Source organism: Variovorax paradoxus (genome assembly GCF_024734665.1).
Taxonomy (GTDB): domain Bacteria; phylum Pseudomonadota; class Gammaproteobacteria; order Burkholderiales; family Burkholderiaceae_C; genus Variovorax.
Genome location: NZ_CP102931.1, coordinates 5,055,032 through 5,077,065 on the forward strand (window position 1 = coordinate 5,055,032; position 22,034 = coordinate 5,077,065).

The 22,034-nt window shown below is 68.4% G+C and carries 10 protein-coding genes; 5 read left to right on the forward strand and 5 right to left on the reverse strand.

The window, feature by feature from the left end; translation table 11 throughout:
* Positions 1-556 precede the first annotated feature (556 nt).
* Positions 557-3,751 carry an Rne/Rng family ribonuclease gene (locus NWF24_RS23960; protein WP_258350722.1) on the forward strand — a complete coding sequence of 1,065 codons (3,195 nt, stop codon included), beginning with the start codon at positions 557-559 and terminating at the stop codon, positions 3,749-3,751.
* A 46-nt stretch (positions 3,752-3,797) separates the two neighbouring features.
* Here NWF24_RS23960 and NWF24_RS23965 read toward each other — a convergent pair whose 3' ends face one another.
* Positions 3,798-4,664 (reverse strand): LysR family transcriptional regulator, encoded by an 867-nt coding sequence (locus NWF24_RS23965; RefSeq protein WP_258350723.1) that lies wholly within the window; start codon positions 4,662-4,664, stop codon positions 3,798-3,800.
* Positions 4,665-4,786: 122 nt separating this feature from the next.
* On the opposite strand from NWF24_RS23965, the gene NWF24_RS23970 reads away from it, so the two are divergent.
* On the forward strand, positions 4,787-6,349 hold the full coding sequence (locus tag NWF24_RS23970) for an MFS transporter (RefSeq protein WP_258350724.1): 1,563 nt from the start codon (positions 4,787-4,789) through the stop codon (positions 6,347-6,349).
* A 6-nt stretch (positions 6,350-6,355) separates the two neighbouring features.
* Here NWF24_RS23970 and NWF24_RS23975 read toward each other — a convergent pair whose 3' ends face one another.
* From NWF24_RS23975 to hemC, 4 genes are read right to left on the reverse strand one after another with little or no spacing between them, the layout of a single operon-like run.
* Positions 6,356-7,639 carry a heme biosynthesis protein HemY gene (locus tag NWF24_RS23975; RefSeq protein WP_093049378.1) on the reverse strand — a complete coding sequence of 428 codons (1,284 nt, stop codon included), beginning with the start codon at positions 7,637-7,639 and terminating at the stop codon, positions 6,356-6,358.
* 6 nt (positions 7,640-7,645) lie between these two features.
* Positions 7,646-8,746, reverse strand: coding sequence for a uroporphyrinogen-III C-methyltransferase (locus NWF24_RS23980; protein WP_258350725.1), 1,101 nt, complete (start codon positions 8,744-8,746; stop codon positions 7,646-7,648).
* Positions 8,743-9,516, reverse strand: a complete 774-nt coding sequence (locus tag NWF24_RS23985) for a uroporphyrinogen-III synthase (protein WP_258350726.1) — start codon at positions 9,514-9,516, stop codon at positions 8,743-8,745. The genes NWF24_RS23980 and NWF24_RS23985 overlap by 4 nt, the downstream gene beginning before the upstream one ends.
* Before the next feature lie 16 nt (positions 9,517-9,532).
* On the reverse strand, positions 9,533-10,438 hold the full coding sequence (hemC, locus tag NWF24_RS23990) for a hydroxymethylbilane synthase (protein WP_258350727.1): 906 nt from the start codon (positions 10,436-10,438) through the stop codon (positions 9,533-9,535).
* A gap of 112 nt (positions 10,439-10,550) precedes the next feature.
* On the opposite strand from hemC, the gene ppc reads away from it, so the two are divergent.
* From ppc to NWF24_RS24005, 3 genes are all read left to right on the forward strand, one after another.
* On the forward strand, positions 10,551-13,394 hold the full coding sequence (gene ppc / locus NWF24_RS23995; RefSeq protein WP_258350728.1) for a phosphoenolpyruvate carboxylase: 2,844 nt from the start codon (positions 10,551-10,553) through the stop codon (positions 13,392-13,394).
* A gap of 163 nt (positions 13,395-13,557) precedes the next feature.
* Positions 13,558-13,776, forward strand: coding sequence for a hypothetical protein (locus tag NWF24_RS24000; protein WP_258350729.1), 219 nt, complete (start codon positions 13,558-13,560; stop codon positions 13,774-13,776).
* Positions 13,773-21,938, forward strand: a complete 8,166-nt coding sequence (locus NWF24_RS24005; protein ID WP_258350730.1) for a GH36-type glycosyl hydrolase domain-containing protein — start codon at positions 13,773-13,775, stop codon at positions 21,936-21,938. Before NWF24_RS24000 ends, NWF24_RS24005 begins: the two co-directional genes overlap by 4 nt.
* Positions 21,939-22,034: the final 96 nt, after the last annotated feature.

Below are 22,034 nucleotides of genomic sequence, written 5' to 3' on the forward strand. Positions count from 1 at the left end.
GGTCATGTAAGTGCTTGATTAGACAGAAGTTTAGTCCACTGCCATCAAATACCCAGGACGGCGCTGTGAGGTCGATGCCGCTTTGGCGCCGAGCTGCAAACCCCGCGCAATTGCGCAAAGTGGCAGACCAGGCACCCAAGTCAAGCCGACACCCACGAAACACCGATACGGAATACCCAGCCTGCAGCTTCCAAGCTGCCGGCGGATCGAAGCGAGTCCCTTGTTGTGTTGATGCTGCTGATTCAAATGTGCCTGCGCTGGCCGACCTGGTTTCGACCAGTGGCCTCAGGCATTGAATCGTTGGCAGCGTGCGCCACTCTTGCGCAACCAGCTATCAAAAAGATAGCCGGCCAACACCGAATCTGGCTCGCGCCCATCCACGCGCCCCCACCCCGGCTGTCTTCTTGAGCTAACGCTCGAGAGGCCTGCTTGCGCCTGGCGCGGCAGTGAACAGCATCCGGGGCCCAAGCGGCAATTCCCTGGTTTCGCGGGCGTCGTCCGTGCATCGTTGGCCCATCAAGGGCCGGTAGAACGATACATATAAGGACAACGCATCATGAAGCGGATGCTGATCAATGCCACGCAGGCCGAAGAACGCCGCCTGGCCATCGTCGACGGGCAGAAACTGCTCGACTACGAAATCGAAATCGAAGGGCGCGAACAGCGCAAGGGCAACATCTACAAAGCCGTCGTGACGCGCGTCGAGCCTTCGCTCGAAGCCTGTTTCGTCGACTACGGTGAAGACCGCCACGGCTTCCTGCCGTTCAAGGAAATCTCCAAGCAATATTTCGCCGAAGGCGTGTCTGCCAGCCAGGCCCGCATCCAGGACGCGATCCGCGAAGGCCAGGAACTCACCGTCCAGGTCGAAAAAGAAGAACGCGGCAACAAGGGCGCAGCCCTCACCACCTTCATCTCGCTGGCCGGCCGCTATGTCGTGCTGATGCCGAACAACCCCCGTGGTGGTGGCGTTTCGCGCCGCATCGAAGGTGACGACCGCGCCGAACTCAAGGAGGCGATGGACCAGCTCGAGTACCCGAAGGGCATGAGCATCATCGCGCGCACCGCCGGCATCGGCCGCATCGCGTCCGAACTCCAGTGGGACCTGAACTACCTGCTCAAGCTCTGGACCGCCATCGACGGCGCGGCCAAGGGCGGCAAGGGCGCCTTCCTGATCTACCAGGAATCGTCGCTCGTCATCCGCGCCATCCGTGATTACTTCAATCACGACATCGGCGACATCCTGATCGACACCGACGACATCTATGACCAGGCGCAGCAGTTCATGGCGCACGTCATGCCCGAGCATGCTGCCCGCGTGAAGCGCTACCGCGACGACGCCGCCCTGTTCAGCCGCTTCCAGATCGAGCACCAGATCGAGTCGGCCTACGCCCGCACCGTGCAGCTGCCCTCGGGCGGCGCCATCGTGATCGACCACACCGAAGCACTGGTTTCGGTCGACGTGAACTCGGCCCGCGCCATCAAGGGCGGCGACATCGAAGAAACCGCCACCCGCACCAACCTCGAAGCCGCCGACGAAGTGGCCCGCCAGATGCGCCTGCGCGACCTGGGCGGCCTGATCGTCATCGACTTCATCGACATGGACGAGTCGAAGAACCGCCGCGAAGTCGAAAGCCGCCTGCGCGACGCGCTGCGCCAGGACCGCGCCCGCGTGCAGTTCGGCTCGATCAGCAAGTTCGGCCTGATGGAAATGAGCCGTCAGCGCCTGAAGCCGGCGCTCTCCGAAGGCTCGTCGATCCCCTGCCCCCGCTGCGGCGGCTCGGGCCACATCCGCGACACCGAATCGAGCGCGCTGCAGATCCTGCGCATCATTCAGGAAGAGTCCATGAAGGACAACACGGCCGCCGTGCATGTGCAGGTGCCCGTGGAAGTCGCATCGTTCCTGCTGAACGAAAAGCGCCCCGAAATCGCGAAGATCGAACTCAAGCAGCGCGTCACCGTGCTGATGGTGCCCAACAAGACGCTCGAAACGCCGAACTACAAGCTCGAGCGCCTGAAGCACGACGATCCGCGCCTCGACCACATCGAAGCCAGCTACAAGATGGCCGACGAGATCGAAGACCCGACCTCGGTCACGCGCCGTTCGCAAGAGCCCACCAACAAGCAGACGCCGGTCATCAAGGGCGTGCTGCCCGATGCGCCCGCGCCCGTGGTGCCGCCCAAGCCCGAAGCAGTGCGCGCGCCTGTCGCAGCACCCGCACCGGTCGCACCGCCCGTGGTGAGCGCGCCGGTTCCGGCGCAGACCGGCTTCTTCGCCTGGATCAAGAACCTGTTCGGCGGCACGCCGGCCCCCGCTGCGGCGCCTGCGCCGTCCGCGATTCCGGTCGAGGCACCGAAGCCCCGTCGCGACGGCCGTCCTGGCCGCGATGGCGAAGCACGCGGCGGCGCACGTGACGGCGAACAGCGCCGTGGCGGCCGCGGTGGTGAAGGCCGCGGCGAAAACGGCGGACGCTCCGGCGGTCGCGACGGCGAACGCCGTGGCGGCCGTGGCGGCGAGCGCCGCGAAGGCCGCGAAGGCCGTGAAGGCCGCAGCAGCGAACTGCGCAACGACGCCGCCAACCAGCCGCGTGAACAACGCGAACCGCGCGAGCAGCGTGAGCCCCGCGAGCCGCGTGAAGCGCGCTCACCGCGCGACGGCGAACAACGCCGCAACGGCCGCGGCGAGCGCCGCGAAGGCGAAGGCCGCGAAGGTCGCAACAACGCACCGGCAGAAGCACTCGACGGCAACGTCAACCTCGAAGCCCAGCAACTTGCTCCCGGCACCGTTGCAGGCGACGAAGGCAATGCAGCGGAACGCGCACCCCGCGCCCGCGGCGAACGCCGTGAACGTGGCGAGCGCGGTGAACGTGGTGGTGAGCGCAATGGCGCCGACAACAACGGCGCCCGCGAACGCACCGCAGAAGCCGGCGAAGGCGCCGCACAAGGCGAGCAACGCCAGCCCCGCAACGGCCGCGACGAGCAGCGCGCACCGCGTGGCGAACGCAGCGACCGCAACGACGGCCGCCGCGAACGCCGCAACGACGCGCCTCAAGCCGAAGCGGATGCACGCGGCGCCGAAGCCGCAGCAGCCGATGTCGATCAAGGCAGCGAAGCCGCCAGCATCAACGGCAACAACGAGCAGGCACCGCGCCGCGAAGGCGACGAACGCCGCGGCCGTTCGCGTGACCGCTACGGCCGTGACCGCCGCGAACGCGGCCCGCGCGATGAAGCCGAAGCCACCGCCGAAGGCGCCGCAACGGAAGCCACGGGCGACGCACAGCAGCAAGCCCCGCAGCAGCAACTGCCGCTGGCGTCGGAACGCTTCGAAGCAGTCGAAGCTGCTGCGGCACCGGAAGTCCGAGAACCCGTGGCAGCACCGCAGCAGGTCCGCACCGAGCGCCCCGCGCCGGCACCGGCTGTCGTGGCAGCAGCTGCGCCGATCGTCGTCGAAAGCGCCAAGGCGCCCGTCGCCGCCAACGGCCGCGCACTGCCCAAGGTCCAGCCTTTCGAACTGCCGCTGAACGAGCTCGCGCAGATCGCCGAGAGCTCGGGCCTGCAGTGGGTCAACTCGGATGCCGAGCGCATCGCGCAAGCCCGCGCTGCCATCGCAGCCGAGCCGAAGCCGGTACACGTGCCGCGCGAACGCCCGCCGGTGGTCGTGCTCGACGAAGGCCCGCTGGTGCTGGTCGAAACCCGCCGCGATCTCGGTTCGATGTCGCTGCCGTTCGAGCAAGAGCAGCAACGCAGCCTCTGAGCGACACACGCTCCCAAGTAAAAACGGCGCCAGTGGCGCCGTTTTTTTATGCCTTGTCGTGCGCCGGCAGGTCGGGCATCTCCAGGATCAACTGGCCGAACCGGCAGGCGCATTCCGTCCTGCCGCCCTCGCTCCAGATCAGCGAAAAATCCACGTTCGGCAAGGGCGGCAGTCCGTAGCGGCCGTCGACGATCTTCATGCCCGGCTCCACGTCCTCGCGCGTGAGCACCGTCACGGCCAACCCCGCCAGCACGGCAGCGCGAATGCCATGCTGGCTCGCGGAAGTGAACACCACGTGCCAGTCGACCGGCGTCGCATCCAGCGCTGCGCCGGCAAGTTCACGGTTGACGCAGGGCTTCGGAAAGTACGCCAGCGGCAGCGACGCGCCGGCGGGCGGCTCAAAAGTCTCTGCCGCCACCCACACCAGCTGCGTGCGCCGCAGGCGCGTGCCCTCCTCGCAATCGGACCTCGACATCACCACTGCAAGGTCGAGCTCACCCGCCTTGATCATTGCGCGAAAGTCGAGGTGCATGCTCACGCTGACCTCCATGCGCGTGGCCGGGAACGAACGCGCGAACTGCGAGAGCAGCGGCGGCAGCCGGTCGCCCATGAAGGTGTCCGGTGCGCCGAAGCGCACTACGCCCGAGATCAGCGAGGGTTGAAAGCGCCGCGTCATCGTGTCGAGCGTGTCGAGGATCTGCTGCGCATAGCGAAGGAAGTCTTCGCCGTCTTCCGTCACCGTGAGGCGGCGTGTCGTGCGATGCAGCAGCGGCCGGCCCACCTGCTCTTCGAGCCGACGGATCTGGTGGCTGATGGCCGACTGCGTCAGGTGCAGCCGCTGGGCGGCACGCGTGAAGCCGCCGGTTTCCTTGACGGCCACGAAGGCTCGCAGCAGCGCGGGGTCGAAATCCATGGCAATCAACCAGTCAATGATGAATCGTCATGGATTCTAGGAAATTAAATCATTTCCATCATGAGGAGGCCTTCCCCAGAATCGCCCGGACCTCTTTGCCAAAGACTCCCGAAAGACCTCCGATGCCTCTCTCCCATACCGGCAAGAACCGGATCGCGCTGGCCGCGATCTGCCTCATTGCCCTGATGTTCGGCCTGGAAATCTCCAGCGTGCCGGTCATTCTTCCCACGCTCGAACAGGCATTGCACGCCGACTTCAGCGACATGCAGTGGATCATGAACGCCTACACCATCGCCTGCACCACCGTATTGATGGCCGCGGGCACGCTGGCTGACCGCTACGGCCGCAAGCGCATCCTCGTCGTCGGCGTGGTGCTGTTCGGCCTCACCTCGCTGGCCTGCGGGCTGGCGCAAAGCGCGCCGTTGCTGATCGCCAGCCGGTTCCTCCAAGGCCTGAGCGGCGGCGCGATGCTGATCTGCCAGCTTGCCGTGCTCTCGCATCAGTTCCAGCAGGGCAAAGAACGCAGCAGGGCCTTCGCCATCTGGGGCGTGGTCTTCGGCATGGGCCTGGGGTTCGGGCCGATCATCGGCGGGGCGATCGTGGCGCTGTCGAGCTGGCAATGGGTATTCCTGGTCCACGTGCCGCTGGCGGCGGTGGCCGTTGCCCTCGTGCTCGGCAGCGTGGAAGAGTCGAGCGACCCCGACGCGCAAAGGCTCGACCTGCCTGGCATCGTCACGCTGTCGCTTGCGGTGCTGGGCCTGACGCACTTCATCACGCAGGGGCCGGGCCTCGGCTTTGCGAGCCCGCTGGCCATTGGCGTGATCGCGGCTTCGGCCGCAAGCTTCGTGATCTTCCTGTGGGTGGAGAAGATCAACCCGCATCCGATGTTCGACTTCTCGGTCTTCAAAATCCGCAACTTCTCGGGTTCGATCATCGGCTCCATCGGCATGAACTTCAGTTTCTGGCCGTTCATGATCTACCTGCCCATCTACTTCCAGGGCGCGCTGGGCTACGACGCGGTCACGGCCGGCTCTGCGTTGCTGGCCTACACGCTGCCCACGCTCGTGCTGCCGCCGCTGGCCGAGCGGCTGTCGCTGCGCTACCGACCAGGCGTGGTAATTCCGGCGGGCCTGTTCGTCATCGGGCTCGGCTTCATGGCAATGCGCTACGGCAGCGGCATGGCCCACGCCAGCTGGATGACGATGCTGCCCGGCTGCCTGCTGGCCGGCATCGGGCTGGGCCTGACCAACACGCCAGTGACCAACACCACTACCGGCTCGGTGCCCAGTTCGCGCGCGGGCATGGCCTCGGGCATGGACATGAGCGCGCGGCTGATCACGCTGGCCATCAACATCGCGCTGATGGGCTTCATCCTGCTCGAAGGCATTCATGCGCATCTGCGCGGCGCGTTGTCGGCATCGCTGGACGCAATGCAATTGCGCGCGCTGGCGGAGAAGATCGCGGCCGGCAACTTCGCGTCGCTTGCCGAAGGCTTTCCGGCGCTGTCGCAGGCGGACCCGTCCGGCGCCGTCGTGCATGCGGCGCTGGTGCATAGCTTCGGGCTGGTGATGCTCTACGGGGGTGTCGGCGTCTGGGTGCTGGCCGGCGTCAGCCTGCTGACCTTCGGCAGTGGCAAGCCATTGGCGCGGTCATCGGGCCTGAACGCCGAGAGGTCCTGCCCCTGAAAACGCTCAGCTGTTCTCGATCTGCGCCGCGCGCTTCCACGCCTCGGCAGCCTGCTCGGCATCGTCGCGGTCTTCGGCCAACTGGGCCAACGCAAGCCAGGCACGGCGGTACAGATCGGTGTCCTGCAGCCCAAGGCCGGCCTGCGTCAACAGCTGCTGGGCCTTGCCCCACAACTGGCGCTTCATGCAGGCCATGCCCGCGAGGTACTGAAGGTTCGGGTCGCGCGGGTTGTTGCGCTGCGCGCTTTCGATGCGCGCCAGCCAGTCGGCATCGACCGAGTCGAGCCCCGCTTCGAGTGCACGTGCGAGCTTGACGCGCAGTGCATCGCCGAGCGCGCGCGGGTTGGCCACCATGCGCTCCCAGGCCGGCAGCAGCCAGCCGCGGGCCAGAGCAAGGTCGCCACGCAGCGCGACCATCCGTTGGGCAGCGTGAATCGCCACTTCGGGCATGTCGCGCTCGTTGGCATCGAGTTCGGTCCACGCGCGAAGCAGCTGTGCCGGATCGTGCGCACCCGTCAGCAGCTCGGTTGCCAGCCCGCGCACGATGCTCTGTGCCGCGGCGTCCGAGAAGGCGCGGTGCTTGGCCAGCAGGCGCGCGGTTTCGAGCGCCTCGAGCGTGCGGCGATCCTGCCGTGCCGCCTTGAGCCGCAGGCGCAATGCGAGCGTGCGGCGCTGCGCGCCTTGCGGCAGTTCTTCGAGCCGCGCGAGTGCCGCGGCTGCGTCGCGGTCTTCGAGCGCCCAGCGCGCCGCGCGCAGTTGCACGCCTTCGCGCGTCTCCGGGCTGGCGAGCACGGCGCGGTCGGCGCTTTCATTGAGGGCCTGCTGCAGATGCGCGTCGCGCGCTGGCTTGTCTTGCAAGGCCTGTGCACTCTCGGCCGCCAGCAGGTGCGACAACACGCGCACCTGTTGAGCCTGCGGCAGGCTGGCGCCGAGCGCCGACAGCGTTTTCTCTTGCGTGAGCGCGGCCTGCGCGGCCTTGCGTGCACGCGAGAAGCGCCCCGAGATCAGCTGCACCATCGCATCGAGCAGGGCTGCATGCAACGTGCGCTCCTTCTGCTGCAGCCGCCATTGGCGCGCCTGCGTCGGCAGCGAGAACAACGCTGCCAGCGCACGCAACGCCACGTGCATCAGCACGAAGGCCACCAGCAGGATCACGAGCACGAGGTTCAGCGACAGGTCGACACGCCAGGGCGGCCAGAACACGGTGATCGTGCCCTGGTTGTTGCCTGCGAACAGGGCGACTGCTGCTGCAACAGCGAACAGTGCGAGGAGCCAGATTGCTGCGCGCATGTCCGATCAGCGTCCTGCTGCAGCGGTAGCCAGTGCCGCGAGCGTGTCGTCGATGCGGACCGGCTCGGCCGTCTTCACCAGCGCCTGCAGTTGTTGCAACTGCGTGGCGGCGGCCTGGGTACGGCGCGATGCGGGGTCGAAGTAACGATTGAGCGAGGCAGTTACCTGCGACAGCTCGCCGCGCGTGGCTTCCATCTGCCGCGACAGCAGCGACAGGCGCGCATTGAGCAGCTTGAGCTTCAGGTTCTCGCGCAGGAAGTAAGACTGCTCGGGCGCCAGCAGGATTGCTTCCGGGCTCTGGATGCGGCCGACGCGCACCAGCGAGCGGGCCTCGCCACGTACCGTGAGCAGCACGCGGCGCCACCACGGCGCGTCGGCAGGAATCGGCTCGGCCTGCCAGGCGTTGGTGCCGGTGCCGCGCACGGCAACGGCGTTGAGCGTGGGCAGGTCGTCCACGCCGCGCATCAGTTCGTCGAGCTTCTGCAGCGCTTCGGCGCTGTCGGTGCTTGCGGTGCTGCGCAGGCGGTCGGCATCGCGCTGCATGGACCGCTGCAGTGGCGTCAGCCGTGGCTGCGCGGCTCGCGCGATGCGCACGTCGCCGGCCTTCAGCGCAGCCAGCAGCGGCTCGACGCTGCCTGTGACCTGCGCCTGCTGCAGGGCAAGGCGCACAGCCGACTCGATGTCGACCACGAGGTTCTCGTCGCGCGAACGCGAGAGGCTTTGAATGAGTTCTTCGAGTTGCGAACGCTGCAGCGCGACTTCGGCCACGCGGGTCTCGACCAGGGCCACGCGGGCCGAAGCCTCGCGCACGGTGTCGCTTGCCTGGCGGGCCAGCGTGCGCGCCTCCATCGACTGCGCGATGGCATCGGCGCTCTGACGAGCCAGCTGTTCCTTCATGCCGCCAACCTTCTGCCACAGTGCGATCGTCATCAGCAATGCGGCCAGCGCCACGAGGGCCACGAGGCCGAATGCGATGCGGGAGAGGATCAGCGCCCCCGCTGCCTGTGCGGCTGGCGTCTGGTGCGGTGCCAGCGTGGCGGGCACCGGCGCCGTGGCAGCGGTTGGGGAAGGAGAGGAAAAATCGTCTGACGGGGACGCGGCGCTCATGCCAAGGATTCTATAGACGCGATCAGCGCATCCCGCAGTGGTGTGCATACACGCAACGCCCCGAAACCCGCAGCCCGCGCGGCTTCGCCGATTCGTGCATGCGTGGCGACCGCACTCGCGGCATGCCACTGCACACCGGGCATCGCGCGCTGCAGATTGCCGATGGCCTCTGAGCTGCTGAAGAGCCAGATCGCGCGGCCTTCGGCACCGTCGATAGCCAGCTGATGTTGTACGACATCCAGCGATGGCGGCAGCCGGCGATAGGCCACCACGGTGTCGCGATAGCCGCCCGCGGCATCGATTTCATTGGCGAGCCAGTCGCGCCCTGTGGGGTGTCCGGCTTCGTCGCCGCCACGCACGATGAGCACTCGCACGCCGGCCGACACCTGGGCCTGCACGCGCTCCCACAGCGCTTCGGAGTCGAAGCGCGTGGCCTCGGGGGGCGGCGCGTCGATGAGTTCCGACGGCACGCCGGCGCGAAGCAAGGCGCGCGTGGTGCCAGGGCCCGTGGCCCAGAAGCGGCGCCCTGCCAGCGTATCGGCAGCGTTCTTGTGCTGGAAGAAATGTTCGACGGCCGTGGCGCTCACGAACATCAGCGCCGCGTAATCCGCCAGTTGCCGCCACGCGGCGCGCAGCGGCTCGGCGTCGGCCACCGGCTCGATCACGATGAGCGGCAGCGCCACCGCATCGAGCCCTGCGGCGCGCAGGTCGCTCACCCATTGCGCCGCCTCGCGCGCCGGCCGCGTGACGATGACGGGGCGGGCGGTCATACGATGACCACCGGTATCAGTGGGCCCCGGCGTCGCGCAGCAGCGCCGCGGCGTGCTCGCCGAGCGCATCGGCCTGCGCGAAATCGCTGGCCTGCGCCAGCGCATGCACCTTCACCAGCGGCGCATTGCCTTCCGGATCGCCCCAAGCGGCGTCGATGCGCAGCGCGCCGTCGGCCTGCCAGCGTGCATGAGCCGCCAGCGGCATGGAACAGCTGCCGCCCATCGCGCGGCTCACAGCGCGCTCGGCGGCGGTGGAAAGCCAGTCGCCCTGGTTGGCCAGCGAGCGCAGCAGTTCGATGAGTTCGGTGCGATCTGCACGCACCTCGATGCCCAATGCGCCCTGCCCTGCGGCCGGCAGCATGGTGTCGGGATCGAAGGCCACGCGGATGCGGCTTTCCAGCCCCAGCCGCTTGAGCCCGGCCGCCGCCAGCACGATGGCGTCGTATTGCCCTTCGTCGAGCTTGCGCAGGCGGGTGTCGAGGTTGCCGCGCAGCGGTTCGATGCGCAGGTCGGGCCGCAGCGCGCGCAGCAGCACCACGCGGCGCAGGCTCGAAGTGCCGACGACCGCACCCTGCGGCAGTGCGTCGAGCGATTCATAGCGGGGGGAGACGAGCGCGTCGCGCGGGTCTTCGCGCTCCAGCACGCAGGCCAGCGCGAAGCCTTCGGGCAGGTCCATCGGCACGTCTTTGAGCGAATGGACCGCGATGTCGGCGCGCCCTTCTTCGAGCGCGAGTTCGAGCTCTTTCACGAAGAGCCCCTTGCCGCCCACCTTACTGAGCGTGCGGTCGAGGATCTGGTCGCCGGTGGTCGTCAGGCCGAGCAGGCTGACCGTGTGGCCCTTTTCTTGCAAAAGCGCCCGGACGTGTTCGGCTTGCCACAGTGCCAGGCGGCTTTCGCGCGTGGCGATCACGATATTGCTCAAGACCGGTTCCAAAAGTACATGTTCTAAACCGCCGGAATGCTAGCATGTTGCGCCGCAACAACGCAGGCGGCGCATCCATTCAAGAAGTCAAAAAGTCCAGGACAAACATCGAATGAAAGCCAGCAAGACCCCTGCTCCCCCCAAGCGCCGCCAGGCCGAAGACCAGCCACTGATCGACGATATCCGGCTGCTGGGCCGGATCCTCGGAGACGTGATCCGGGAGCAGGAAGGAGACGAGACCTACGCGCTGGTCGAAAAGATCCGCACCTTGTCCGTGGCTTTCCGCCGCGACGCCGACCACGCCGCAGACCGCGCGCTGAAGAACCTGCTCAAGGGCCTGAGCGCAGCCGAGACGGTGCGCGTGATTCGCGCCTTCACCTACTTCAGCCACCTGGCCAACCTCGCTGAAGACCGCCACCAGATCCGCCGCCGCACGGAAACGGAACGCGCCGGCGAAAGCGTCGAGGGCGACCTGCAAACAGCACTCGCCCGCATCCGCAAGGCCGGCGTGAAGCCCGACGACATCGTCGCTTCGCTGGCCCACAGCTACGTTTCGCCGGTGCTCACCGCGCACCCGACCGAAGTGCAGCGCAAGAGCATCCTCGATGCCGAGCGCGCCATCGCGCAATTGCTCACCGTGCGCGACGAGATCAGGCTGCGCCAGAGCGCCTATGCGGGCGGCAAGGATGCGCTCTCGCCGCTCGAATTTGCCGAGAACGAAACGCAGATGCGCACCCGCGTCACGCAGATCTGGCAGACGCGCATCCTGCGCTTTTCCAAGCTCACCGTGGCCGACGAAATCGAGAACTCGCTGAGCTACTACGAGGCCACCTTCCTGCGCGAGATTCCGCGCGTCTACGCCGACCTGGAAAAAGCCCTCGCCCAGGGCGGCCACACGCCATCGGTCGCGCCCTTCCTGCGCATGGGCCAGTGGATCGGCGGCGACCGCGACGGCAACCCCAACGTCACCGCCCAGACGCTCGAATACGCCCTGGGCCGCCAGTGCGAACTGGCGCTGCGCCACTACCTCACCGAAGTGCACTACCTGGGCGGCGAGCTGTCGCTGTCGGCCACGCTGGTCGATGTGACGGTCGAGATGCAGGCGCTGGCCGAACGCTCGCCCGACACCAACGAGCACCGCAAGGACGAGCCTTACCGCCGCGCCCTCACCGGTGTGTATGCGCGCCTGGCGGCCACGCTGCGCGAGCTCACCGGCGGCGAGGCTGCGCGCCACGCCGTCGCACCGCAGAACCCGTACGCCACGGCCGAAGAATTCCTGGCCGACCTGCGCACTGTCGCCGAGTCGCTCGAAGAAAAGCACGGCACCGTGCTTGCCGCGCCGCGCCTGCTGCCGCTGATTCGAGCGGTCGAGGTGTTCGGCTTTCACCTGGCCACGGTCGACCTGCGCCAGAGCTCAGACAAGCACGAAGCGGTGATCGCCGAGTTGCTGGCCACCGCGCGCATCGAGCCCTCGTATGCGTCGCTTGCCGAAGAAGCCAAGCAGACACTGCTGCTCAGGCTGCTCGACGACGCCCGCCCGCTGCGCGTGCCCGACGCCGACTACTCGCCGCTTGCGAAGAGCGAGCTGGCCATCTTCGCCGCCGCCCGCGTTTCGCGTGCGCGCTATGGCGCCGCGGCCATCCGCCACTACATCATCAGCCACACCGAAACGGTGAGCGACCTGCTCGAAGCGCTGCTGCTGCAGAAAGAAGTGGGCCTGCTGCGCGGCGCGATGGACAGCAACGCGACCTGCGACCTCATCGTGGTGCCGCTGTTCGAAACCATCGAAGACCTGCGCAACGCCGCGCCCATCGTGCGCGCCTTCTATGCGCTGCCGAACATCCAGGCGCTCATCGAACGCTCGGGTGCCGAGCAGGACGTGATGCTCGGCTACAGCGACAGCAACAAGGACGGTGGCATCTTCACCAGCAACTGGGAGCTGTACCGCGCGGGCATCGCGCTGGTGTCGCTGTTCGACGAGCTCAACAAGAAGAAGGCCAACCCCATTCGCCTGCGCATGTTCCATGGCCGCGGCGGCACTGTGGGACGCGGCGGCGGCCCGAGCTACCAGGCCATCCTCGCGCAGCCGCCCGGCACCGTGCGTGGCCAGATCCGCCTGACCGAGCAGGGCGAAGTCATCGGCTCGAAGTACGCCAACCGCGAGATCGGCCGGCGCAACCTCGAAACGCTGGTGGCCGCCACGCTCGAAGCCACGCTGCTGCCGCAGGGCAAGTCGGCGCCCGCCACCTTCCTCTCGGCCGCGGGCGAGCTTTCGACCGCGAGCATGGCCGCGTACCGCAAGCTGGTCTACGAAACCCCGGGCTTCGGCGACTACTTCTTCGGCTCCACACCGATCCGCGAGATCGCCGAACTCAACATCGGCTCGCGCCCCGCCTCGCGCAACCCCAGCCACAAGATCGACGACCTGCGCGCGGTGCCGTGGAGCTTCAGCTGGGGCCAGTGCCGCCTGACCATTCCGGGCTGGTTCGGCTTCGGCTCGGGCGTGGAGCAGTTCCTGGCCGCGGCGGGCACGGCTGCGGGGAAGAAGGAGCGCCAGGCATTGCTGCAGCGCATGTACGAGCAGTGGCCCTTCTTCCGCACGCTGCTGTCGAACATGGACATGGTGCTGGCCAAGAGCGACCTCGCACTGGCTTCGCGCTACGCCGAGCTGGTCACCGACCGCAAGCTGCGCCAGAAGGTGTTCTCGATGATCGATGCCGAATGGCACCGCACGTCGGATGCGCTCACGCTCATCACCGGCGCGAAGCAGCGGCTCGAAGGCAATGCCGAAATGCAGCGCTCGGTGCGCCACCGCTTTCCGTACATCGACCCGCTGCACCACCTGCAGGTCGAGCTGATGCGGCGCTACCGCGCGGGCGACGGCGGCGAGCGGCTGCAGCGCGGCATCCACATCTCGATCAACGGGGTGGCAGCGGGGCTGCGCAATACGGGCTGACCACACCCATTCCGGCCACGGCAAAGGGCGCTTCGGCGCCCTTTCCTACGTCCGGCATCGGCAATCAGGCACCTGTAAGGTCATTTAAAAGGGTACGGTCGGACACGTTCACAGTTCTCGCAATCGCGCGGCAGCTCGAAGTCGTTACAAGGAGCCCGTTGCCATGCCAGTCCCGCAGTCCCTCACCCATTCGCCCATCGACTTCGTCGGCAACGACGCCAAGGCGCTGGCCTCCCACATGCGCCACTGCGCGCGCGCTCACGGGCGCTGGTTCTCGCTGCGAAGCCACATGCAACGGGTGCGCGCGCTCGCTGCGGGCCGCATCGTCACGATCGCCTGCGTGGCCGTGGTGCTGGGTATCGGTCTCTTCGCCATCGCTTGAGCGCCGCAGCCGTCGTCGATCGTCTCCAGGGACTCAGTCCGTACGCCCGGGCGCTGCTGCTCGGCCCGCATGATCCGGTAGCCGCACCGATCCGCGCCGAACTCTTCGGCATCCAGCGCTTCGAGCAGCACGGCCACAGCCTCGCCCGCGCCCAGGCGGTGGAAGAAGACCGCCGCCTCGCGCGCGAGGGGGCGCCCTTCTTTCCGCGCGTGGACGAAAACCTCGCGTCGCTGCGCAACGCCTTCGACTACATCGCGCTGATCTCGCTCAGCGGTCGCTATGTGTCGCCTGCGGCCGAGTGGCTGCTCGACAACTTCCACCTGGTCGAGGCGCAGCTCCAGCAGATTCACGACGGCGTGCCGCGCAGCTACTACGCGCGCCTGCCCAAGCTCGCCGCGCCGCCGCTGGCGGGCCTGCCGCGCGTGTACGGCATTGCCTGGGCCTACGTGGCCCACACCGACAGCGTGCTCAACAAGACGCTGTTCACAGCCTTCCTCAACGCCTACCAGGACATCGACGAGCTCACGCTCGGCGAGCTGTGGGCGCTGCCCACCACCTTGCGCGTGGTGCTGCTCGAAAACCTGCGCCGCGTGGCCGAGAGCATTGCCGAGAACAAGGTGGCGCGCGAGATCGCGCATGCCGCATGGGACGCCGCGCCGCACCTTTCGGTGCAAGACCTCGACGTGCTCTACCGCGCGCTGCAAAGCCACGGCCTGCAGGACAACTACCTCACGCAGCTGTGGCAGCGCCTGCCCGTCGAGCATGGCGAAGACATGCCCGCGCTGGTGCGCTGGACCGAGCAGCACTGCCCCAACGGGCCGGCGCTGATCGGCGAAGCGCAGAACGCGCAGGCCGCCGCCAATCTCACGGTGGGCAACATCATCACCACGCTGCGCATGATCGGCCAGGTCGAGTGGAGCGACCTGATCGAGCCTGTGAGCCGTTCGCTGCGCGTGCTGCGCGAGCTGCCGAGCTTCGCCAACGAGAGCGAACTCACGCGCCAGCAGATCACGCATGCGATGGAGCAGGTGGCGCGCAGCAGCGAACAGCCCGAGCGCGCCGTCGCGCAAGCCGTGGTGCAACTGGCCGCCAGCGCGCCGGCCGACGACGCGGGCGCGGAGACCGACCGCGCAGACGGCACCGCCGGCTACTACCTCTTCGGCCAAGGCAGGCGCGCGCTGATCGCGGCGCTGCAATCGAACGGCCATGCGGGCCGTACCGGGCGAGTGCCCGACACGCGACAGGCACGCAGCCATCGCGGCTGGCGCTTGCCTGTCTACGTCGGCTCCGTGGCGCTGGGCACCGCGCTGCTGCTGTTCGCCGTGGTGCACAGCCTGCCGCACCGCGAAGACTGGACCACCGTGCTGGCGCTCGTCTTTCTCGCGTGGCCGCTGTCCGAAGCGCTGCTCGCGCTTGCGCAGCGCATCATGGCCGAGTCGGTGCGAGTGCAGGGCCTGCCGCGTCTGGATTTTGCGAACGGCATTCCCGAGCGGCACCGCGCGCTCGTCGTCATGCCCACGCTGCTGGGCTCGAACGCGAACAACGCACAGCTCGCACACCGGCTCGAACTGCACTGGCTCGCCAACCGCGAAACACATGCGCAGTTCGCGCTGCTCACCGACTGGGCAGACGCACCGCTGGCCTCGCTGCCTGAAGACGGCCCCCTGCTCGACGACGCCCTGCAACGCATCGCCGCGCTCAACACCAAATACCCCGTGGCACCCGGCGAGGCGCCGCGCTTCCTGCTGCTGCACCGCCCGCGCAGCTGGAGCGACACCGAGCAGCGCTGGATGGGCTGGGAGCGCAAGCGCGGCAAGCTGGAAATGCTGGTGCGCCTGCTCGCAGCCGGCGACGCCAGCGGCTTCCTGCCGCTCGCCCCGGGCCTGCGGCTCACCGCCGGCCGCACGCCGTATGTGCTGACGCTCGACAGCGACACCGGCCTGCCGCCCGGCGCCCTGCGCGACCTGGTGTCGATTGCCGCGCATCCGCTCAACGCACCCGAAATCGACGTGCAACGCCAGCGCGTGGTCGCCGGCTTCGGCATCCTGCAGCCGCGCATCGTCACGCCGTTTCCGCAGCGGCACGAGCGCTCCTTCTTCCATTGGGTGTTCGCCGGCCAGTGCGGGCTCGACCCCTACGGCAGCGGCGCCTCCGACATCTACCAGGACGTGTTCGGCAGCGGCTCCTTCACCGGCAAGGGCCTGCTGAACGTGCGTGCGCTGCACGCCACGCTCGATCGCCGCCTGCCCGACGGCGCAGTGCTCAGCCACGACCTGCTCGAAGGCACGGTCGCGCGCTGCGCGATGGTGAGCGACGTAGTACTTGTCGAGGACCATCCGCACCATGCCGGCGTTGCGGCGTCGCGTGTGCACCGCTGGGTGCGCGGCGACTGGCAGCTGCTGCCGCTGATGTGGCGTGCGCGCCGCTTCGGCATCGACGCGCTGGGCCTCTGGAAGATGAGCGACAACCTGCGCCGCTCGCTGGTGGTGCCGGCTTCTTTCGCGCTGCTGGTGCTGGTGATCTTCACGCAGGCCATGCCGCTGGGCTGGGCGCTGGCGGCCGTGGCGTCGGCGCTCACGCTGGGGCCACTGCTCGGTGCGCTGGCCGGGCTGGTGCCCACGCGCCGCGCCATCGAGCTGCGCCACTTCTTCGACGTGGGCGCGGTCGAGCTGCTGCGCGCCATGGCTGGCGCGGCCTGGCAGTTCGTGCAACTCGCGGCGCAGACGCGGCTGCTGCTCGACGCATGGTTCCGCGCGACGTGGCGCCTCGTGGTCAGCCGCCGGCACCTGCTCGAATGGACTACGGCCGCGCAGGCACAGGCGCAATCGAGCGGTCGCCTCGCGCCCTTCCTGCGCAATGCCGCCGCGAGCAGCGTGGTGTGCGTCGCACTCGCGGTGGCGGCGCTCTGGAGCGCCTACCCGGTGATAGGCGCGCTGCTGTTCGTGCTGTGGACGCTGGCGCCGGTCGCGGCCTGGTGGGGCAGCCGCACCGAGGCAAAAGCGCCAGACCCGCTCAACGCCGATCAGCGCACGTATCTCGAAAAGCTTGCGCACGACACCTGGCGCTTCTTCGAGCACGTGGTGGGCCCGGACGACAACCACCTGCCTCCCGACAACCTGCAGCTGGAGCCGCAGCCCACCGTTGCGCATCGCACCTCGCCGACCAACATCGGCATGTACCTGCTGGCCACCTGCTGCGCGCGCGAGTTCGGGTGGATCGACACCCCCGCCCTGCTCGCCCGCATCGCCGCCACGCTCGACAGCGTGGACCGCATGCAGAAGCACAACGGCCACCTGTTCAACTGGTACGACACGCAAACGCTGAAGCCGCTGCCGCCAGACTACGTATCGAGCGTGGACAGCGGCAACTTCGCGGGCCACCTCGTGGCCGTGGCGCAGGCCTGCCGCACCTTCGCGTCCGAAGGCTGCCAGCCGCATGAAGCACCCGCGCTCGAAGCACTGGCCGTGCGCTGCGACGCGCTGCACGCCGGCATGGACTTCAGCGGCCTCTACGACCCCAAGCGCCACCTGTTCCACATCGGCCTGCGGGTCGAGGAGAACGTGCTCGACGCAAGCTACTACGACCTGCTGGCCTCCGAGTCGCGGCTGCTGAGCTTCCTGGCAATTGCCAAGGGCGACGTACCGCGCCGCCACTGGATGGCGCTGGGCCGGCCGTTCCTGCTGGTCGGCTTCCAGCCCAGCCTGAAGTCGTGGTCGGGCTCGATGTTCGAGTACGTGATGCCCGCGCTGGTGATGACCGAGCCCACCGACGGCCTGCTGCAAGTGGCCAACGCCGCCGCCATTGCCGAGCAGCAGGCCTTCGGGCGGGCGCAGAACCTGCCGTGGGGCGTTTCCGAATCGGCCTACTTCGCACAAGACCACTCGCTGGCCTACCAGTACTCGCCCTTCGGCGTGCCGCGCCTCGCGCTGCGGCGCACGCCGCCCACCGACCGCGTGGTGGCGCCCTATGCCAGCGCCATGGCCGCGCCGTTCGCGCCCGGGGCGGCGGTGATCAACCTTGAACTGCTCGAATCGCTCGGTGCGCGCGGCGAGTTCGGCTTTCACGACGCGGTCGACTTCACCGTCTCGCGCCAGCCCGAGGGGCAAGACTTCACCGTGGTGCGCAACTTCATGGCGCACCACCAGGGCATGTCGCTGGTGGCGCTGTGCAACCTGCTGTGCGCCGACGCGCCGCGCCGCTGGTTCGGCAGCGCCGCGCTGGTGCAGGCGCACGAGTCGCTGCTGCACGAGCGCACGCCGCGGCAGATCATCGGCAGCGCCGATCCGCGCACGCCGCCCGAGCCCAGCCAGGCCGAGCTGGCGCCGCTGTTCCAGCCCCGCCTGGTCGACCCGATGGCACCCGGCTTTCAGCCCACGCACCTGCTGTCGAACGGCCGCTACACCGTTGCCCTGCGCGCCAACGGCGCTGGCGTGAGCCGCTGGCATTCGTTCAACGTGACACGCTGGCGCGACGACCCGCTGCGCGACAGCTACGGCACCTTCTTCTTCGTGCGCGACGAGGGCACCCAGGAACTCACCTCACTCACCGCCCTGCCCGCGCCGGGAGACGGCTGGCGCTACCGCACCCGCTTCCTGGCCGACCACGTTCAGTTCGACGCGACCGGCCCCGGCTTGCAGGTGCGTACCACTGTGCTCATCAGCCCCGAGGACGACACCGAGCTGCGCAACATCACGCTGCACAACTCGGGCGAGGAACCGCGCACGCTCGAACTGGTCTCGTACTTCGAGCCGGTGCTGTCGAACCCCAAGGCCGACGAGGCGCATCCGGCCTTCGCCAACCTGTTCGTCGAGTCGCGCTGGGAGCCCGCGTGGCGCGCGCTGCTGATGTCGCGCAAGCCGCGCCTGCATGGCGACGCGGTGATGGCCGCCGCGCACTTCCTGGCCTCGGCGGACGCGCACGTGCTCTCGGTCGACTGCATGACCGACCGGCGCGCCTTCATCGGGCGCAACCGCACGCTGGCCAACCCCGCGCTCGACGCGCAGCCGCTCACGCCCAACGGCAAGCAGGTCAACGGGCTGGACCCCATCGCCTGCCTGCGCGTGCGGCTGTCGATTGCGCCCGGCACCACCGCGCGCCTGAGCTTTGCCACCGCAGCCGACAAGAACATCGATGCGCTGATGCCCGGCATCGACCGCTACATGCAGCCGATGCACGTGGAGCGCGCCACCCGCATGGCCGCCACGCTGGCGCAGGTGCGGCTGCGCGACCTGAGCATCGCGCCCGCGCAGAACCTGGCGCTGCAGGACCTGACGACCATCCTCACCTACACCACGCCACGCGTCATGCGCGACCGCGGGCTGATCGACCTGCGGCAGATCTGGCGCTTCGGCATCTCGGGCGACAAGCCCATCGTGCTGGTGCACATCCACTCGATGATCGGCATGGGGCTCATCAACACGCTGCTGCGCGCCCAGCCCTGGTGGGGCTTCGGCGGCGTGGCCTGCGACCTGGTGGTGCTCAACAGCGAGCCCAATTCGTACCTGATGCCGTTGCAGCGTGAAATAGAAAGCCTGCGCGCGCGCGTCGCGCAGCAGACGCAGAACAGCTTTCCGCGCAACGACACGGCCGGCTTCTACCTGCTGCGCGACCAGGACGTTGTGCCTTCGGAAAAGGCCGCGTTCTCCAGCCTGGCGCGCGCGGTCTTCACGGCCGACGGGCGCCCGCTCGAAGTGCAGGTGGCTGCGCTGCACGAGGCCCGCAACGACACGGCGGCGTCGACGGTCGCCGCCGCCGCGCTGCCAAGCGTGCCCCTGCTGCCCCGCCCCGCCCCGACGCCATCGGCCAACGCCCCGACCGGTGACTTCGACGCCGGCACCGGCGAGTTCTGCTTCGAGGTCGGCGCGGGCCGGCGCACGCCGCGGCCGTGGATCAACGTGATCGCCAATGCGGGCTTCGGCTTCCAGGTGTCCGAGTGGGGCACGGGCTTCACCTGGGCCGGCAACAGCCGCATGCACCAGGTGACGCCGTGGTCGAACGACCCGGTGCAGGACCCGGCCTTCGAGCACTACCTGCTGCAGGACCTTGCTTCGCGCGAGATGCTGCCGCTGACACCTGCTGGTGGCAACTCAGGCAGCGCACGCCACCGTGTGCGACACGGACAGGGCTACACGGTGTTCGAGCACAAGGCGAATGGTCTCGCGCTGGAAACCACCTTCTTCGCCGACCGCGACGAGGCCGTCAAGCTCGTGCATGTGCGCGTGCGAAACAGCGGCACCGGCACGCGCCGCCTGCGCGCACTGGCCATGGCCGAGTGGCAGCTTGGCGATGCGCGTGGCACGCGGCGCACCGTGCATTGCTGGAAGCCGGAAGACCAGCCGACCGTGTTCGGCCAGCAGCGCGAATCGGGCGCGGGCTTCGGCGGCAGCACTGCCTTCATGCTGCTGGCGGGGCTGCAAGGTGCCACGCAATGGACCTGCGACCGCAATGAATTCTTCGGCGATCGCGGCATGGTCGAAGTACCCGACACGCTCGCACGGCGCGCCGGCAGCGGGCTCGACGCCTGCGCGGCCATCGGCGGCGAGTTCGTGGTGGCGGCCGGCGATACCGCCAGCTTCACCTTCGTGCTGGGCCATGCGAACAGCGCAGACGCCGCACTCGAACTCTCTCGCCGCTGGCGCCAGCGCGACGTGCCCGAAGCATTGGTGCAAGTGCGCGGCTTCTGGGACGAGCTGCTCGGCCGCCTGCAGGTGCGCACGCCCGACCCGCTGTTCGACGCGCTGGTCAACCGCTGGCTGATTTATCAGACGCTGGCCTGCCGGCTGTGGTCGAAAGCGGGCTTCTACCAGGCGGGTGGCGCCTTCGGCTTTCGCGACCAGCTGCAGGACGCGATGGCCTTCGCACTCACCGACCCGGCGCGGCTGCGCGAGCAGATCCTGGTCAACGCGGCGCGGCAGTTTCCCGAAGGCGATGTGCAGCACTGGTGGCACATGCCCGGCGGTGCCGGCGTGCGCACGCATTTCTCGGACGACCTGCTGTGGCTGCCGTATGCGTCGGCGCACTATGTCGAGGTGACGGGCGACGCATCGTTGCTCGACGAGATGGCCGGCTTCATCGAAGGCCCCGCCATTCCCGACGGCGCCGAAGACGCCTACTACGCACCTCAGCGCAGCGGCCAGATGGCCAGTGTGTTCGAGCACAGCGCGCGCGCCATCGACCGCAGCCTGAAGACCGGCGTGCACGGCCTGCCGCTGATGGGCACCGGCGACTGGAACGACGGCATGAACCGCGTGGGCAACGAAGGCCGCGGCGAATCGGTGTGGCTCGCGTGGTTCCTGTGCAGCGTGGTCGCGCAGTTCGCGCCGCTGGCACAGGCACGCGGCGAACACGAACGCGTCGCGCGCTGGACGGCGGCGCGCACCGGCTGGATCGCCGCGTTGCACGATGCCGGCTGGGACGGCGCGTGGTTCCGCCGCGCCTTCTTCGACAACGGCGCGCCGCTGGGTTCGTCGTCCAACGACGAATGCCGCATCGACCTGATTGCGCAGGCGTGGTCGGTGCTGTCGGGTGCCTCGGATGCGGCGCACACGGGGCCGGCGATGGAGTCCGTCAAGAAACTGCTGCACGACGAACCGGCCGGACTGCTGCGCCTGCTGACGCCGCCGTTCGCGCGTTCGGGCAACAACCCGGGCTACATCCAGGCCTATCCGCCCGGTGTGCGCGAGAACGGCGGGCAGTACTCGCACGGCGCGGTGTGGGCGCTGATGGCGCAGGCGCTGCAGGGCGACCACGAGGCCGCATGGCGGAGCTTCGAGGGACTGAGCCCCGCACATCGCGCGCAACATCCCGAGCGCGGGCCGGCCTACGAACTGGAGCCCTACGTGATGGCGGGCGACGTCTACGGTGCCGCGCCCTACGTGGGCCGCGGCGGCTGGAGCTGGTACACCGGCTCGGCCGCGTGGCTGCATCGTGCGGCGGTCGAAACGCTGTTGGGCCTGAGCGTGAAAGGCCGCCAGCTCTCGCTGACGCCGCGCGTGCCCGCGCACTGGCCGGGCTTCGAGATCGCGCTGCGACTCGGCGCGCGCAAGCTCACGCTGCAATGGGGCGATGTGCAAGGTGCTGCCGCCTCCACGCATCAGCTGGCGGTGGGCGAATGGATCGACTGGCAGGCGCTGCCGGCCGATGCGGTGCTGCGGGTGGGATGAGCCGGCACTCACGGTGGGCCTAGACTCGCAACCAGACCTCGCATGAGGTGCCGTGACTCGATCACGCATCCGACATTCCATCGTTTCCCGAAGCGG